The sequence below is a fragment of the Frigoribacterium sp. VKM Ac-2859 genome (genome assembly GCF_013204925.1).
Classification (GTDB): domain Bacteria; phylum Actinomycetota; class Actinomycetes; order Actinomycetales; family Microbacteriaceae; genus Frigoribacterium.
This window is the reverse complement of sequence record NZ_JABMLC010000001.1, coordinates 533,750-548,141: the sequence shown is the minus strand read 5'-3', so window position 1 is coordinate 548,141 and position 14,392 is coordinate 533,750. Positions and strand designations below refer to the sequence as shown.

The 14,392-nt window shown below is 71.5% G+C and carries 13 protein-coding genes; 12 read left to right on the top strand and 1 reads right to left on the bottom strand.

Going from position 1 to position 14,392, the window contains the following annotated elements; all coding sequences use genetic code 11:
• Positions 1-83 precede the first annotated feature (83 nt).
• Positions 84-587 carry a DUF4870 domain-containing protein gene (locus HQQ78_RS15710; protein ID WP_233568332.1) on the bottom strand — a complete coding sequence of 168 codons (504 nt, stop codon included), beginning with the start codon at positions 585-587 and terminating at the stop codon, positions 84-86.
• A gap of 180 nt (positions 588-767) precedes the next feature.
• Here HQQ78_RS15710 and hrcA point away from each other — a divergent pair, with 180 nt between their 5' ends.
• The 12 genes from hrcA (at position 768) to HQQ78_RS16115 (ending at position 14,332) form a co-directional block, all read left to right on the top strand.
• A complete protein-coding gene (hrcA, locus tag HQQ78_RS02565; protein WP_173150947.1) occupies positions 768-1,790 on the top strand; it encodes a heat-inducible transcriptional repressor HrcA in 1,023 nt (340 codons plus the stop codon).
• Positions 1,791-1,899: 109 nt separating this feature from the next.
• Positions 1,900-3,015: a molecular chaperone DnaJ gene (gene dnaJ, locus HQQ78_RS02560; RefSeq protein ID WP_159824840.1), complete on the top strand. Its 1,116-nt coding sequence runs from the start codon at positions 1,900-1,902 to the stop codon at positions 3,013-3,015.
• A gap of 2 nt (positions 3,016-3,017) precedes the next feature.
• Complete coding sequence (locus tag HQQ78_RS02555; protein ID WP_173150946.1) at positions 3,018-3,761, top strand: 16S rRNA (uracil(1498)-N(3))-methyltransferase; 744 nt, start codon at positions 3,018-3,020, stop codon at positions 3,759-3,761.
• Positions 3,762-3,811: 50 nt separating this feature from the next.
• Positions 3,812-4,189, top strand: coding sequence for a histidine triad nucleotide-binding protein (locus tag HQQ78_RS02550; RefSeq protein WP_173150945.1), 378 nt, complete (start codon positions 3,812-3,814; stop codon positions 4,187-4,189).
• Between the two features lie 82 nt (positions 4,190-4,271).
• Complete coding sequence (locus HQQ78_RS02545; protein WP_216844210.1) at positions 4,272-5,264, top strand: PhoH family protein; 993 nt, start codon at positions 4,272-4,274, stop codon at positions 5,262-5,264.
• Positions 5,261-5,722, top strand: a complete 462-nt coding sequence (ybeY, locus tag HQQ78_RS02540; RefSeq protein WP_056045671.1) for an rRNA maturation RNase YbeY — start codon at positions 5,261-5,263, stop codon at positions 5,720-5,722. Before HQQ78_RS02545 ends, ybeY begins: the two co-directional genes overlap by 4 nt.
• Before the next feature lie 7 nt (positions 5,723-5,729).
• Positions 5,730-7,028 (top strand): hemolysin family protein, encoded by a 1,299-nt coding sequence (locus tag HQQ78_RS02535; RefSeq protein WP_052505052.1) that lies wholly within the window; start codon positions 5,730-5,732, stop codon positions 7,026-7,028.
• 61 nt (positions 7,029-7,089) lie between these two features.
• Complete coding sequence (gene era, locus HQQ78_RS02530) at positions 7,090-8,028, top strand: GTPase Era (RefSeq protein ID WP_173150944.1); 939 nt, start codon at positions 7,090-7,092, stop codon at positions 8,026-8,028.
• Positions 8,029-8,164: 136 nt separating this feature from the next.
• A complete protein-coding gene (locus HQQ78_RS16235) occupies positions 8,165-9,427 on the top strand; it encodes a sensor histidine kinase (RefSeq protein WP_123570181.1) in 1,263 nt (420 codons plus the stop codon).
• Positions 9,424-10,116 (top strand): response regulator transcription factor, encoded by a 693-nt coding sequence (locus HQQ78_RS02520; RefSeq protein WP_369794374.1) that lies wholly within the window; start codon positions 9,424-9,426, stop codon positions 10,114-10,116. The genes HQQ78_RS16235 and HQQ78_RS02520 overlap by 4 nt, the downstream gene beginning before the upstream one ends.
• A gap of 194 nt (positions 10,117-10,310) precedes the next feature.
• Positions 10,311-11,642: an esterase family protein gene (locus tag HQQ78_RS02515; RefSeq protein WP_173150943.1), complete on the top strand. Its 1,332-nt coding sequence runs from the start codon at positions 10,311-10,313 to the stop codon at positions 11,640-11,642.
• A complete protein-coding gene (locus tag HQQ78_RS16115) occupies positions 11,639-14,332 on the top strand; it encodes a DUF2156 domain-containing protein (protein ID WP_173150942.1) in 2,694 nt (897 codons plus the stop codon). Before HQQ78_RS02515 ends, HQQ78_RS16115 begins: the two co-directional genes overlap by 4 nt.
• Positions 14,333-14,392 lie beyond the last annotated feature (60 nt).

Genomic DNA, 14,392 nt, shown 5'->3' with positions numbered 1-14,392 from the left:
GAGGCGCGGGCCCGGAACGCAGGAGGCGCGGCTCCCGGGGGGAGTCGCGCCTCGCGTCGTGCCCGTCCGGGCCGGTCGACCGTCTACTTGACGAACTCGATGGTCAGCGGGTACTTGTACCACTCGCCCTTGTTGGCCGCGACGGCGGCGATGATCGAGAAGATGATCACGAGGATGCCGGCGACGAGGGCGAGCACCCCTCCGATGACGATGATCGACAGGATCGCCGAGATCACGTAGACGATGGCCATCGTGATCTGGAAGTTCAGCGCGGTCCTGGTGTGCTCCCGGATGAACGGGCCGCGGTCCTTCAACACGAGGTAGCCGACGAGGGCGGGGACGAACGCGAAGAGGATCCCGCCGAGGTGGATGAGCGTCGACCAGAGCTTCTCGTCCTCGGGGCGCATCGGCTGGACGGGCTGCGGCTGGTAGCCGGGCTGCTGGCCGAAGCCGGGGCCGGACTGCTGGCCCTGGCCGGGCTGACCCTGGCCGGGCAGACCCTGCCCGTACGGCTGGCCGGGCTGACCGTTCTGGCCGGGCTGGCCGTTCTGCGGGCCGTTCGGCTGGGCGGGAGGGTTCTCGGTCATGGCTGCACCTGTTCGTGAGTGTCCTGCGGATGTCCCCGCCACCCTAGGGCAGCCGGGCGCGGCCCGAGTAGGCCTCGCGACGGAGGTGTCGTACGATTGGCAGTCCGGCACGTCGAGTGCCAGGCCCGGTCGCCCGGCGTGCGGACGACCCGGGGGACGTCGAGCGAAGAGAGGTGCGTCATGGTCTCCGAACGCGGTCTCGAAGTGCTTCGCGTCATCGTGCACGACTACGTCGCGTCCCGCGAGCCGGTCGGGTCGAAGTCCATCGTCGAGCGACACCAGTTCGGCGTCTCGGCGGCGACCATCCGCAACGACATGGCGCTGCTCGAAGAAGAAGAGCTCATCGCGGCACCGCACACCTCGTCGGGACGCGTGCCGACCGACAAGGGCTACCGGCTCTTCGTCAACCAGCTCGCCGACCTGCGCCCGCTCAGCGCGGCCCAGCGGCAGGCCATCGAGACGTTCCTGGGCGACTCCACCGACCTCGACGAGGTGCTCGGTCGGACGGTCCGGCTCCTGTCGCAACTCACCAACCAGGTGGCCCTGGTGCAGTACCCCACCTTCTCCCGGGCCCGCGTGCGTCACGTCGAGCTGGTCAGCCTGGGTGACGGTCGCGTCATGACGGTGCTGATCACCGACAGCGGCCAGGTCGAGCAACGGGTCGTCGACATCCGCACCGCCGTCGACGAGTCCTTCCTGTCCGAGTTGCGGGCCGCCATCAACGCCGCGGTCGGCGGTCGGCCCCTGGGTGAGGCCTCCACCGCCCTCACCGACCTGCCGGCGCGGTTCCGTCCCGACCTCGCGGCGGTCGTCGGCGTGGTCGTCGCGAGCCTCACCGAGCAGATCGCCTCCGGACGCCAGGACCGCCTCGTCATGGCCGGTGCGGCGAACCTGGTGCGCACGGGCGACGACTTCAGCGGCGACCTCTTCCCCGTGCTCGAGGCGATCGAAGAGCAGGTGGCCCTCTTGCGGCTCTTCGGCGAGATGCAACTCGACGCCGTCGACGTGGCCGCGAGCATCGGCCGCGAGAACGCGTCGTTCGGGTTGTCCCAGGCGTCCGTGCTGGCCAGCGGGTACTCGACGCAGGGCAGCGAGATCGCGAGGCTCGGCGTGCTCGGGCCCATGCGCATGGACTACTCGACCAACATGGCGGCGGTCCGTGCCGTCGCGCGGTACCTGTCGTCGCTGCTCACCGAGCGGTAGTCGACCACCACGGCCCCGGCCGTCCCACGACCCCCATCCCCGTCCCGGTCCGCCGGGCCCGGCCCCGCCGGGAAGACCACCACACCACACCAGAGGCAGACGAGAACCAGTGGCAGATCATTACGACGTCCTCGGAGTCGACCGTCAGGCGACCCCGGAAGAGATCAAGAAGGCGTACCGCAAGCTCGCCCGCGAGCTTCACCCCGACGTCAATCCCAGCCCCGACGCGTCCGAACGGTTCAAGGACGTCACGCACGCCTACGACGTGCTCAGCGACCCGCAGCAGCGCGAACGCTACGACCTCGGCCCCCAGCCCGGCTTCGGTGGCGGCGGCGGAGGCGGGGCCGCCGGCTTCGGCGACATCTTCGACGCGTTCTTCGGCGGCGGTGGCCAGGGCCAGCGTCAGGGTCCGCGGTCCCGGCGGGAACGCGGGCAGGACGCGCTCCTGCGCCTCGAGGTCGACCTCGAGGACATCGTCTTCGGCACGCAGCGCGACATCGAGGTCGATACGGCCGTCCTCTGCGACACGTGCAGCGGCTCGTGCTGCGCACCCGGCACCTCGCCCCAGACCTGCGACATCTGCGGTGGCTCCGGACAGATCCAGCGCACCGTGCGCTCGCTGCTCGGCAACGTCATGACGTCGAGCCCGTGCGGGACCTGCCGTGGTTACGGCACCGTCATCCCCAACCCCTGCCCCACGTGCCAGGGCCAGGGTCGCGTCCGGGCCCGACGTTCGATCCCCATCGACATCCCCGCGGGCGTCGACACCGGACTCCGGCTCCAGCTGCCCGGTCAGGGCGAGGTCGGCCAGGCCGGTGGCCCGAACGGCGACCTGTACCTCGAGGTCAAGGTGCGACACCACGACACCTACAGCCGCAACGGCGACGACCTGCTGGCCACGCTCGAGGTGCAGATGGCCGACGCCATCCTCGGCACGTCGACGACGCTCACCGGGCTCGACGGCGAGATCGAGGTCGAGATCAAGCCCGGCACCCAGAGCGCCGACATCCTCACCGTGAAGGACCGCGGCATCACCAGGCTGCGCGGCACGGGTCGCGGCGACCTCAAGATCGGCGTCCAGGTGGTCACCCCGACCAAGCTCAGCCACAAGGAGCGCGAGCTGATCGAGAAGTTCGCCTCGGGTCGGCGCTCCCCGGCGCCCGAGCTGTCGCACTTCCAGCAGGGTCTCTTCGGCAAGTTGCGCGACCGCTTCCTGAACTTCTGATCGTGGCGCACTTCTACCTGGTCGACGACCTGGTCGCCGCCGAGATCGGCTCGAGCGTCGAGCTGACCGGTTCCGAGGCCCGACACGCGGTCACGGTCAGCCGGGTGCGGGTGGGCGAGCCGCTGACCCTCGGCAACGGACGGGGGCTGGTGGTCCAGGGCGAGGTGTCCGAGGCGACCCCCGAGCGGCTGGTGCTGCTCGCGACCCGGGTCGTCCGGCACGAACCGCCGACGACGCGGCTGGTCCTCGCCCAGGCGCTGGCCAAGGGGGACCGCGACGAACTCGCCGTGCAGGCCGCGACCGAGCTCGGCGTCGACGAGATCGTCCCGTGGGCCGCGGCGCGCAGCATCTCCCGCTGGGAGGGCCCCAAGGTCGCCAAGGGCCTCACCCGCTGGTCGTCGATCGTCCGCGAGGCGACCAAGCAGTCGATCCGTCCCTGGTCGCCCGAGGTCTCGGGGCTCGCGACGACGCGGCAGCTGGCCGAGCGCGCCTCCCGCGATCTCGTCCTCGTGCTCGAGCCGTCGGCCGAGCAGGCGCTCACGGCGGTCGACCTGACCGCAGGAGGCGCGGTGCCCGACCGCGTCGTCGTGGTCGTCGGTCCCGAGGGCGGGGTGTCGCCCGCCGAGCTGCACCAGCTCACCGAGGCGGGTGCCCGCGCCGTGCGCCTCGGCGACGCCGTCCTGCGGACCTCCACGGCCGGTCCCGCCGCGCTGTCCGTGCTGAGCGCGCGACTCGGTCGCTGGTGACCTCGACGCCCCCCGGGGCCGTGTCGGCGGTCGTCGCTACGATGGGCAGCATGTCCGAGACCTCCGACGAGCCCACCGTCTTCAGCCGCATCGTCGCGCGCGAGATCCCCGCCGACATCGTCTTCGAGAGCGACGCGGTCATCGCCTTCAGCGACATCGCGCCCCGGGCACCCGTCCACCTGCTCGTGGTGCCCAAGACCCAGGCGTACCGCGACGTCGTCGAACTCGCCGCGGGCGACCCGGCGTTGCTCGCCGAACTGGTGGCGACCGCCTCCCGGCTCGCGGCCGACCCGGCAGCGTTCGGGGAACACTCCGGGTCCGAGTTCCGTTTGATCTTCAACACCGGCGCATCCGCCGGGCAGACCGTGTTCCACGTGCACGCCCATGTGCTCGGTGGACCCCTGGAGGAAGGCACCCTTGCCCACTAGCGACACGAACGCCACCGGCCCCTCGACACCGACGACGGGCGACGACGTCCGTCGCGTCGACGTGACCGTCGACGGCGTCGCCATGGTCCAGCTCCTGGGCCCGCAAGACCGCCTGCTGCGTGCGGTCGAGAAGCAGTACCCCGACGTCCGCGTGCTCGTCCGCGGCAACGAGGTCACCCTCGAGGGGCCCTCGTCGGCCGTCGGCAGGGCCGAGGGCCTCGTCGACGAGCTCGTCTCGATGGTCCGCGGCGGTCACGACCTCGGCCCGGCCGAGGTCGCGACGTCGGCCCGTCTGCTCGACTCGGGGCAGGGCAGCCCGTCCGAGGTCTTCGGGCAGCCGATCGTCACCAGCCGCGGCAAGGGGGTCCGGGCGAAGACTCGGGGCCAGAAGGACTACGTCGACGCGATCGACCAGCACACCATCACCTTCGGCATCGGCCCGGCCGGCACCGGCAAGACCTACCTGGCGATGGCCAAGGCCGTCCAGGCGTTGCAGCGCCGCGAGGTCCAGCGCATCATCCTGACGCGCCCCGCGGTCGAGGCCGGCGAGCGGTTGGGCTTCCTGCCCGGCACGCTGACCGACAAGATCGATCCGTACCTCCGGCCGCTCTACGACGCCCTGAACGAGATGATGGACCCCGAGATCGTGCCCAAGCTGCTCGCGGCCGGCACCGTCGAGGTCGCCCCTCTCGCGTACATGCGCGGTCGCACCCTCAACGACGCGTTCGTCGTGCTCGACGAGGCGCAGAACACAACTCCCGAGCAGATGAAGATGTTCCTCACCCGTCTCGGATTCGGCTCGCGCATGGTCGTGACGGGCGACGTCACCCAGGTCGACCTGCCCACCGGCGCCAGCGGCCTCCAGCTCGTCACGACGGTGCTCGACGACATCGACGACATCCACTTCGCCCGTCTCACCAGCGACGACGTGGTGCGGCACACGCTCGTGGGCCGCATCGTCGACGCGTACACGACCTACGACGCCGAGCGTCAGGCCCAGCAGCACCGCCGTCTCGAGGCGGCGGACCAGCAGGCCGACGCTCGCGACCGCCTGCCGAAGAAGGGAACCCGGTGAGCATCGAGGTCGCCAACGAATCCGCCGTCGAGGTCGACGAGGCCACGATCCAACGTCTGGCCACCTTCGCGCTCGACCAGATGCACGTGCACCCCGAGGCCGAACTCGCGATCGTGTTCGTCGACGAGGCGGCGATGGAGCAGCTCCACGTCCAGTGGATGGACGAACCCGGTCCGACCGACGTGCTGAGCTTCCCGATGGACGAACTGCGCCCCGGCACCGAAGACGAACCCACGCCGGCCGGCCTGCTCGGCGACATCGTCGTGTGTCCGCAGGTGGCCGTTGCCCAGGCCGCCACGGCGGGGCACAGCCCGCTCGACGAGATGCTGCTCCTCACCTGTCACGGCATCCTGCACCTCCTCGGTTTCGACCACGCCGAACCCGACGACGAGCGTGAGATGTTCGGTCTGCAGCGCGAGATCCTCGCGGCCTTCGCCGCGTCCGACACGAGTCGGTGACGCCGTGATGGTCACGGTCTTCGTCGTCGTGGCGGTCTTCCTGGTGGTCTTCGGCGGCCTCCTGGCCGCCGCCGACTCGGCACTCGGCGTCCTCAGTCGCCAGGACCTCCTCGACGAGGCAGACGACGATCCGCGTCACGCGACGGCGTTGACCGCCATCGCCGCCGACGTCGGGGCGCACGTCAACGCCGTCAACTTCGTGCGCATCCTGGCCGAGACGTCGGCGGCCGTCCTCGTGTCGCTGTCGTTCGCCTTCTCGGTCGAGCCGTGGTGGCTGGCCCTGCTGCTCTCGGCTCTCATCATGACGGTCGTGTCCTTCGTCCTCGTGGGCTCCAGCCCGCGCAGCGTCGGTCGCGCCCACGCCCGCGGCCTCGTGCGTCTGACCTCGGGTCTCGTGCGGTTCGTCCGGGTCGTGCTCGGGCCCCTGGCCGACGCCCTGGTGGCGGTCGGCAACCGGGTGACCCCCGGACGTCCGCGCAGCGCGTCGTTCTCCTCCGAAGAGCAGTTGCTCAGCATGGTCGACGAAGCCACCGAGCTCGACGTCCTCGAAGAGGACGACCGCGAGCTCATCCACTCGATCTTCGAGTTCAGCGACACGGTGGTCCGCGAGGTAATGGTGCCCCGCACCGACATGGTCACCCTCGACGCCACCGCGTCGGTCGGTTCGGCGATGAGCCTCTTCCTCGGTCGAGGCGTGTCGCGGGTCCCGGTCGTCGGTCGCGACTCCGACGACGTCGTCGGGATCGTCTACCTGCGCGACCTCGCCCGGCGGTTGCACGAGCACAGCGGCGACGACTCGGCCCCGGTGACGACGCTCGCCCGCCCGGCCGTCTTCGTGCCCGAGTCCAAGAAGGCCGACGACGCCCTCCGGCAGATGCAGCTCGACAAGAACCATCTCGCGATGGTCGTGGACGAGTACGGCGGCATCGCAGGCCTGGTCACGCTCGAGGACCTCATCGAAGAACTCGTCGGCGACATCAGCGACGAGTACGACCGCGAGGTCGCCCCGCAACGCGAGGTCTCCGCGGGGGTCTTCCGGGTGAGTGCCCGTCTCCCCGTCGACGAGCTCGGCGATCTCTTCGGCCTCGAACTCGACGACGACGACGTGGACTCGGTGGGAGGGCTGCTCACCAAGGTCCTGGGACGCCTGCCCGAGCAGGGCTCGGTCGTCCGCGTGTCGGGCCTCGTCCTCACGGCCGACCGCACCGAGGGGCGTCGGCACGACCTGCAGACCGTGCTCGTCGAGCGCGATCCCGACCTCGCGGACGCCCAGGCCGCGTTCGCCGACGCCGCTCGCGACGACTGAGCGTCCGGTCGTCGCGACCCTCCACCTCCCACCCGTTCCCGCACGTTCACGAAAGGCCCCCATGTCGACCACCGGAGACGACCTCACCCCCTCGGCCGCGCCTCCTTGGGGGTCGACCTACCGCGCGGGGTTCGTCTCGTTCGTCGGGCGGCCCAACGTCGGCAAGTCCACGCTGACCAACGCCCTCGTGGGGCAGAAGGTGGCCATCACCTCGTCGAAGCCGCAGACGACTCGACGAGCGATCCGCGGCATCGTGCACCAGGCGACCGGCCAGCTCGTCCTGGTCGACACCCCGGGCATGCACCGTCCGCGCACGCTGCTCGGCGAGAGGCTCAACGACATCGTCCAGACCACCCTCGGCGACGTCGACGTGATCGGGTTCTGCGTGCCGGCCGACGAGAAGCTCGGGCCGGGGGACCGGTTCATCAACGAGCAGCTCGACCAGTACCCGCGGGCCAAGAAGGTCGCGATCGTCACCAAGACCGACGCCACGTCGCGGCCGGCCGTCGCCGAGCAGTTGCTCGCGGTCAGCCGTCTGCGCGACTGGGAGGCCATCATCCCGCTGTCCGCGGTCAGCGACGTGCAGCTCGACGTCCTCACGGCCGAGCTGATCAAGCTCATGCCGCTGTCACAGCCCCTCTACCCGTCCGATGCGGTCACCGAAGAAGGCCTGACCGACCGGGTGGCCGAGTACGTCCGCGAGGCCGCGCTCGAGGGCGTGCAGGACGAGCTGCCGCACTCGCTCGCGGTGACCATCGACGACATGGTCGAGCGTGACGACAAGGACCTCCTCGAGATCTACGCCAACCTCTTCGTCGAGCGCGACAGCCAGAAGGCCATCGTCATCGGCAAGGGCGGTCAGCGCCTGCGCGAGGTGGGCGAGCGTGCCCGCGCGCAGATCGAGCCGCTCGTCGGCAAGCAGGTGTTCCTCTCGATCCGGGTGAAGGTCGCCAAGGACTGGCAGCGCGACCCGAAGCAGCTCGGTCGACTGGGGTTCTGACGCCCCCTCCCGGTCGTCCGGCCCCGTCCCGGGCAGGAGGGTCGTCCTCGTCCCTGCGGATGATCGTGGTGGTCCCGAGGTCGTTCGCGCACGGCGGCCGCCCCGGACGGGCCGCCGTAGGTCGTACGGTGGTCGGGTGATCTTCCGACGCCTCGCGCCCTACCAGGTCGCCGTCGACCTGTCGGCGGCGTTCCTGCTCGGCGTGGTCGGCCTGGTGTTGTCCGACGGGGTCGTGACGACCCCGTTCGTCGTGCTGGGCATGACGGTCACGTTCGCCCTGCGCCGCCTGTCGCCGGGGCTCGCCCTGACCCTCGCCTGGCTGGTCGCCGCGTCCCAGATGATCACGGGCAGCACGCCCGGTGTCACGAACCTCGCGATCTGCGCGGTGCTGTACTCCACGGCGGCGTACGGGACGAACCGGGTGAAGTGGTCGGGCCTGGTCTCCGTGGGCGTGGGGGCCCTCCTGGGCACCTTCTACCTCTCGTTCGTGCAGCAGAGCCTGTTCGGCGTCGACTACGACATCTACGCGGTGACCGACGTCGTCCGCATCCTCCTGCAGCTGGGGATCAGCCTCCTCGGATTCCTCGCCCTGCTCGGTCTGCCCTGGGCCGGGGGACTGCTGGCCCGGGCGCGATGGTCCGAGCGGCTCAGCCGTGAGGCGCGGCTCATCGCCGAGCGCGAGACCGCCCGGGCCGAGAACGACGCCGCGCGGGCCGAACGCGAGGCCGCCCGGGCCGAGCGGGACATCGCCGTCGAGCAGGAACGCAACCGGATCGCCCGGGACATGCACGACGTCGTCGCCCACTCGCTGGCCGTCGTCATCGCCCAGGCCGACGGGGCCCGGTACGCAGCCCGGGTCGACCCGACCTCGGTCGACGGGGCGCTCACGACGATCGCCACGACGGCTCGCGAGGCCCTCGGCGACGTCCGGGTGCTGCTGGGTCAGCTGCGGCACAGCCAGGGCGAGGCGCCCCAGCCCGCCCTCGGCGACCTCGACCGTCTGCTCGACCAGATGCGCGGGTCGGGTCTCACGGTCGACCTGCTCGTGACGGGCGAACCCCAGGTGCTCGGGACCAACCGGCAACTCGCCGTGTTCCGCATCGTGCAGGAGAGCCTGACCAACGTCCTGCGGCACGGTGCCGTCGACCAGCCCGTCGGCCTCCACTTCGACTGGCGCTACGAGGCGTTGCACCTCGTGATCTCCAACGTCGTGCGGCCGCCGACGCGTCCGCTCGACACGTCCGGCGACGAGCGGCGGGGCGGCCACGGGCTCGACGGCATGCGGGAGCGCGCCACCCTGGCGGGCGGCTCGCTTACCACCCAGAACGCCGACGGACGCTTCGTCGTCCACGCCATCGTGCCGACCCTGGCACTGACCCAAGAGGTACGCATCCGATGATCGACATGCCCGGCCGTTCGACGGCACCCATCCGCGTCGCCCTGGTCGACGACCAGGCCCTGTTCCGTGCAGGCATCAAGATGCTGGTCGGCTCGCAGCCCGACCTCGAGTTCGTCGGCGAGGCCAGCAACGGCGAGGAGGGCGTGGCGATGGTCGGGCGCACCGCTCCCGACGTCGTCCTCATGGACATCCGCATGCCGGTGATGGACGGCATCGCGGCCACCACCGCCGTCCTGGCGCAGGCCGAGACGGCCTCCCGTCGCCCGCCGCGCATCATCGTGCTGACGACCTTCGACCTCGACGAGGCCGCGACCCGCGCCATCCGGGGAGGCGCGAGCGGTTTCGTCCTGAAGGACGCCGACCCCGAGTTCCTGCTCGCCGCGATCCGCACCGTGCACGCGGGCAACGCCGTGATCGCGGCGTCGGCCACGCGTGAACTCTTCGAGCACTTCGACGGCCGGGCCTCACGCGCCCGGGCCGTGCCCGCGTCGTTCGGCACCCTGACCACCCGGGAACGCGACATCTTCGACCTCGCGGCGCGGGGCCTCAGCAACGCCGAGATCGCGTCGCGGGAGTTCCTCAGCGAGGCGACGGTCAAGACGCACATCAGTCGGGTCCTGTCGAAGTTGTCCCTGCGTGACCGGGTGCAACTGGTGGTCTACGCGTACGAACACGGGCTCGCCGAGTAGTTCGGCTGGAGCGGGCTGCCACGGCCGTCGCCGACGGGGTGCCCCGGTGCGACGTGTCGGTGCCGTGTGGTGGCTGATCACACCTGATGAGGCTGCTGAGACCGGGCGGCACGGCTCGTGTCGAGAGACTCCGAGGCGGCAGAGTGTCACCTGGGTGGCCATCACCCCGATCCTCCGCCGAAAGAAGCTCTCGCATGGACTGGTTGCTGTCGGTTCCGCTCTTGTCCACGACGATGCTGCTGGCGGTGGACGTCGTCGCCGCCCTCGTCGCCGTCGGGCTCCTCGTCCGCCCGCGGACCCGACGCACGTGGTGGCGGTGGATCGCCCTCGCGGTCCTGCTCGGGGCCGGCCTCGGCGCCCTCGCGACCTGGTGGCTGGGCGACGTACGCGACGTGCTGGGCCTGTCACCCACCTGGGTGGATCGCCTCTGGGTCGCCGCCATGGTCGCCGGCGTCGCAGTCGTCGTCGTCAACCTGTTCCGCACCCGGTGGTGGCGGAAGCTCGTGGCCGTCCTGGGCGTCCTGGTCTTCGCCCTGGCCGGGGGCCTCGCCCTGAACCGGGACGGCGGCGTCTACCAGAACCTGTCCCAGGCGCTCGGTCGGGACGAGGTGCCCGCCCTCCCGGCGACCGCCGCCGCGCCTCCGTCCGCGGCGCCCGGCTCGACGGATTTCGACCCGACCCTCTGGTCGACCTGGAAGGCTCCCGTCGACCTCCCGGCCGTGGGACGGTACGGCAGCGTGGCCATCCCCGGCGCCGTCTCGCACTTCCCCGCCCGTGACGCCGTCGTCTACCTGCCCCCGGCGGCCCTCGTGGCCGACGCCCCCGCCCTTCCCGTGATGATCATGCTCTCGGGGCAACCGGCCGAACCGAGTTCGGTGATCACGGCCGGCCACCTCGTCGAGACCTTGAACGCCTTCGCGGCGAAGAACCACGGGCTCGCGCCGATCGTCGTCGTGCCCGACCAGCTGAGCGCCGACGCCCACAACCCGATGTGCGTCGACGGCGCCCTGGGCAACAGCGCCACCTACATCACCACCGATGTGGTCGACTACATGACGAGTCACTTCCACGTCGCCACCGGGCCGCGGGCATGGGCGATCGGTGGGTTCTCGCAGGGGGGCACCTGCTCGATCCAGTTCGCGTCGGCACGGCCCGACCTGTTCTCGACCTTCATCGACGTGTCGGGTGAGCTCGGCCCCTCGATCGGCGACGAGAAGACCACGATCGACCAGGGCTTCGCCGGGAACCGAGCGGCCTACGAGGCGGCCCAACCGCAGGCGATCATGGCCGCGCACGGGCCCTACGCGGACACCGCGGCGTTCTTCGCCGTCGGTGCCACGGACGGTCGGTACGGCCAGATCATGACCGCGAACTCGGCGGCCGCGGCGAAGGCCGGCATGACGGTGACGCGCTACGTCTCCCCGGGCAGCGGGCACGACTGGACGACCGCGGCGAACGGCTTCGCCCACGGCATCGGACAGTTCTACCCGCGCCTCGGCCTGAGCGCGACGGTGCAGACACCGTGAGCGGCGAGCTGGCCGGAGCCGACGCCGGGGCCGACGCCGGCGCCGGCGCCGGCGCCGGAGCCGGAGCCGACGCCGGCGCACCGACGGTGCCGACGGCCTCCACGAAGGCACCCCCCGGTCCGGCATCCCACGAGCCCGACCCCCACGAGCCCGACCCCCACGAGCCGGGGCGTGCGCGCCGGTTCGTGGACGGCGTCGCGACCCACGTGGTGGCGTTCGTCGACGGCCGTCCCGTCAGTCTCGCCCTCGCGCTGCTGCTCGTCGTGCTCGCGCTCGCCTCGGGCAGCGTGACGCATGCGCCGAGCGAGCGGCTGCGCGACCTCGTCGGAGCGGGTCTCGACCCCTTCGAGGACCGCACCTCATGGCTGCTCGTCGTCGGCTCGGTGTTCTTCGCCGGCAGTCCCGCGCAGCTCGTCCTGGCCGTGGTCGGCGTGCTCGTCCTCGTGGGCGCCGCCGAGCGTCGCATGGGCTGGTCCCGCACGGTGGCCGCCTACCTGGTGACGGCCGTCGTCGCGACCGGGGTAGGCGTGGCGGTGCAGGCCCTGGGGCAGGCGATCGGCGAGACCTGGGCCCTCGAGGTGGCGGCCGAGTCCACCCTCCACCCGCTCACCCCCGCCCTCGGAACGATCATGACCGCCAGCGCGTTCTCCGGACCCCTCTGGCGACGGCGCATCCGGCTGGTCGGATTCTCGTGCGTGTTCGCCTTCGTGCTCTACGACGGGCACCCGTCCGGTCTCTACGCGCTGATCGGCGCCCTCGTCGGGCTCGCGTTCGGGGTGGTGCTGACGGGTCGCCCCGCCGAACGCGGCTGGTCGCGCAGTTCGCACCACGAGGTACGCCGCCTCGCGTCGACCATCGTCGCGGTGACCGCGCTGGGTCCCGTCCTGACCCTCCTCACCCGCAGCCCGATCGGGGCCCTCTCGCCCCTCGGCATGCTGTTCCGCGACGTCCTCCCCGGGCGGTCGCTCTCGGCCGCGTGCGCGGCCGCGGGACAGGGCGCACCGGATCGGCACGCGCCTCCGATCGGAGCCTGCGCGCGCGCCGCGGCCCTCGCCGGCATCGACACCGTCCCGACGGTCCTGCTGAGCCTGCTGCCGCTGGCCGTGCTGCTGCTCTGCGCCTGGTACCTGCGGCGGGGACGTCGCCTCGCCCTCGACGTGGCCGTCGCGGTCAACGGGCTCCTCGCCCTCTTCGCCGGTCTGTACTACGTGGTGCTGCCCGTCACGACCGACCCGGTGGTCGACCAGCCCCGACACGTGGTCGAGAGGGTGGTGCTCGCCGTCCTGGCGGTCGCCGTGCCGGCCGCGGTGGCCCTCGGGCTGTTCCTCCTGCGCCGTCATTTCGGCGTCGGTGCCGAGGGGACGCGACGACCGCGGTTCGCGCTCGTCGTCGTGCTGTCGGGTCTGGTGCTGGCGGTGGCGTTCGCCCTCGTCGGGTGGCTGGGGCGCGCCTCCTTCGTCCCGACGATCGAACCGTGGACGTTGCTGCTGGACGTGCCCGAACGCTTCGTGCCGGTCGGGTTCGTCGGGCTCACCCGCATCGGACCGGTGCCGGACGGCGGGCTCGTCCGGGCCGCCTTCGAGTGGGTGGGGCCGGTCTGGTGGCTCGTCGTCCTGGTCGGGCTCGGGGTGGGCGCGACCCGGCCGGGGGACGTCCGTCCCGACGCGGCGCGCACCCAGGTGCGCGACATCGTCCACCGCGGGACCCCCGGCACGCTGTCGCACATGGCCCTCTGGGAGGGCAACCGGTACTGGTTCACGGAGGACGGCCTCGCCGCGGTGGCCTATCGCGTCGTCGCGGGCATCGCGATCACCACGGGCGAGCCGCTCTGCGCGGCCGACCGGCTCCGCGAGGTGACCCGCGAGTTCGCCCGGTGGTGCGACGACCAGGGCCTCACCCCGGTCTTCTACAGCGTGCGCGGCGAGCTCTCGCCCCTCTACGACGAGATGGGGTGGGCGACGCTGCCCGTCGGCGAGGAGACGGTGCTGCACCCGGCCACCTTCGCGATGACGGGCAAGAAGTGGCAGGACGTCCGGTCGAGCATCAACCGTGCGACGAAGAACGGCGTCCGGGCCGAATGGACCCGGTACGCCGACCTCCGTCCCGCCGTCGCCCGCCAGATCGGCGAGATCAGCGAGCAGTGGGTCGCCGAGAAGGACCTGCCCGAGATGGGCTTCACCCTCGGTGGCGTCGACGAGTTGCGCGACCCCGACGTGGCGCTGATGCTCGCCCTCGACGAGGACGACTCGGTCCAGGCCGTGACGAGCTGGCTGCCCTCGTGGCGCGACGGGGTCGTCGTCGGCTGGACGCTCGACTTCATGCGGCGTCGGCCGGACAGCATGAACGGCGTCATGGAGTTCGTCATCGCCTCGTCGGCCCTGGCGATGAAGGAGCAGGGCGTCGAGTTCCTGAGCCTGTCGGCGGCGCCGCTGGCGAGCGGTGCGCCGTCCGACGGGCCGTCGACGCAGACGGAGCGCGTGCTCGCCTTCCTCGGGCGCGTGCTGGAGCCGGCCTACGGGTTCCGGACCCTCCTGGCGTTCAAGAAGAAGTTCCAGCCCGACTTCGTCCCGCTCGTCATGGCGTTCCCCGATCCGGTGCAGCTCCCGGCCATCGGCACGGCGCTCGGTCGCGCCTACCTGCCCGACCTCTCGGTCGGGGCCGTCGTGCGGCTCGTCCGCACGGTGGTCTGATCGGGCGGGGGAGCCGAGGAGGCGCGGTGCCGGTCCGCGACGACCCGCGCCTCCTCGGTC

What these genes read in the sequence shown, in the direction of transcription:
- era (WP_173150944.1), top strand. Translation starts at nt 7,090, where the DNA reads ATGTCGACCACCGGAGACGACCTCACCCCCTCGGCCGCGCCTCCTTGG.
- hrcA (WP_173150947.1), top strand. Translation starts at nt 768, where the DNA reads ATGGTCTCCGAACGCGGTCTCGAAGTGCTTCGCGTCATCGTGCACGAC.
- HQQ78_RS02515 (WP_173150943.1), top strand. Translation starts at nt 10,311, where the DNA reads ATGGACTGGTTGCTGTCGGTTCCGCTCTTGTCCACGACGATGCTGCTG.
- HQQ78_RS02535 (WP_052505052.1), top strand. Translation starts at nt 5,730, where the DNA reads ATGGTCACGGTCTTCGTCGTCGTGGCGGTCTTCCTGGTGGTCTTCGGC.
- HQQ78_RS15710 (WP_233568332.1), bottom strand. Translation starts at nt 587, where the DNA reads ATGACCGAGAACCCTCCCGCCCAGCCGAACGGCCCGCAGAACGGCCAG.
- HQQ78_RS02550 (WP_173150945.1), top strand. Translation starts at nt 3,812, where the DNA reads ATGTCCGAGACCTCCGACGAGCCCACCGTCTTCAGCCGCATCGTCGCG.
- HQQ78_RS02520 (WP_369794374.1), top strand. Translation starts at nt 9,424, where the DNA reads ATGATCGACATGCCCGGCCGTTCGACGGCACCCATCCGCGTCGCCCTG.
- HQQ78_RS02545 (WP_216844210.1), top strand. Translation starts at nt 4,272, where the DNA reads ATGGTCCAGCTCCTGGGCCCGCAAGACCGCCTGCTGCGTGCGGTCGAG.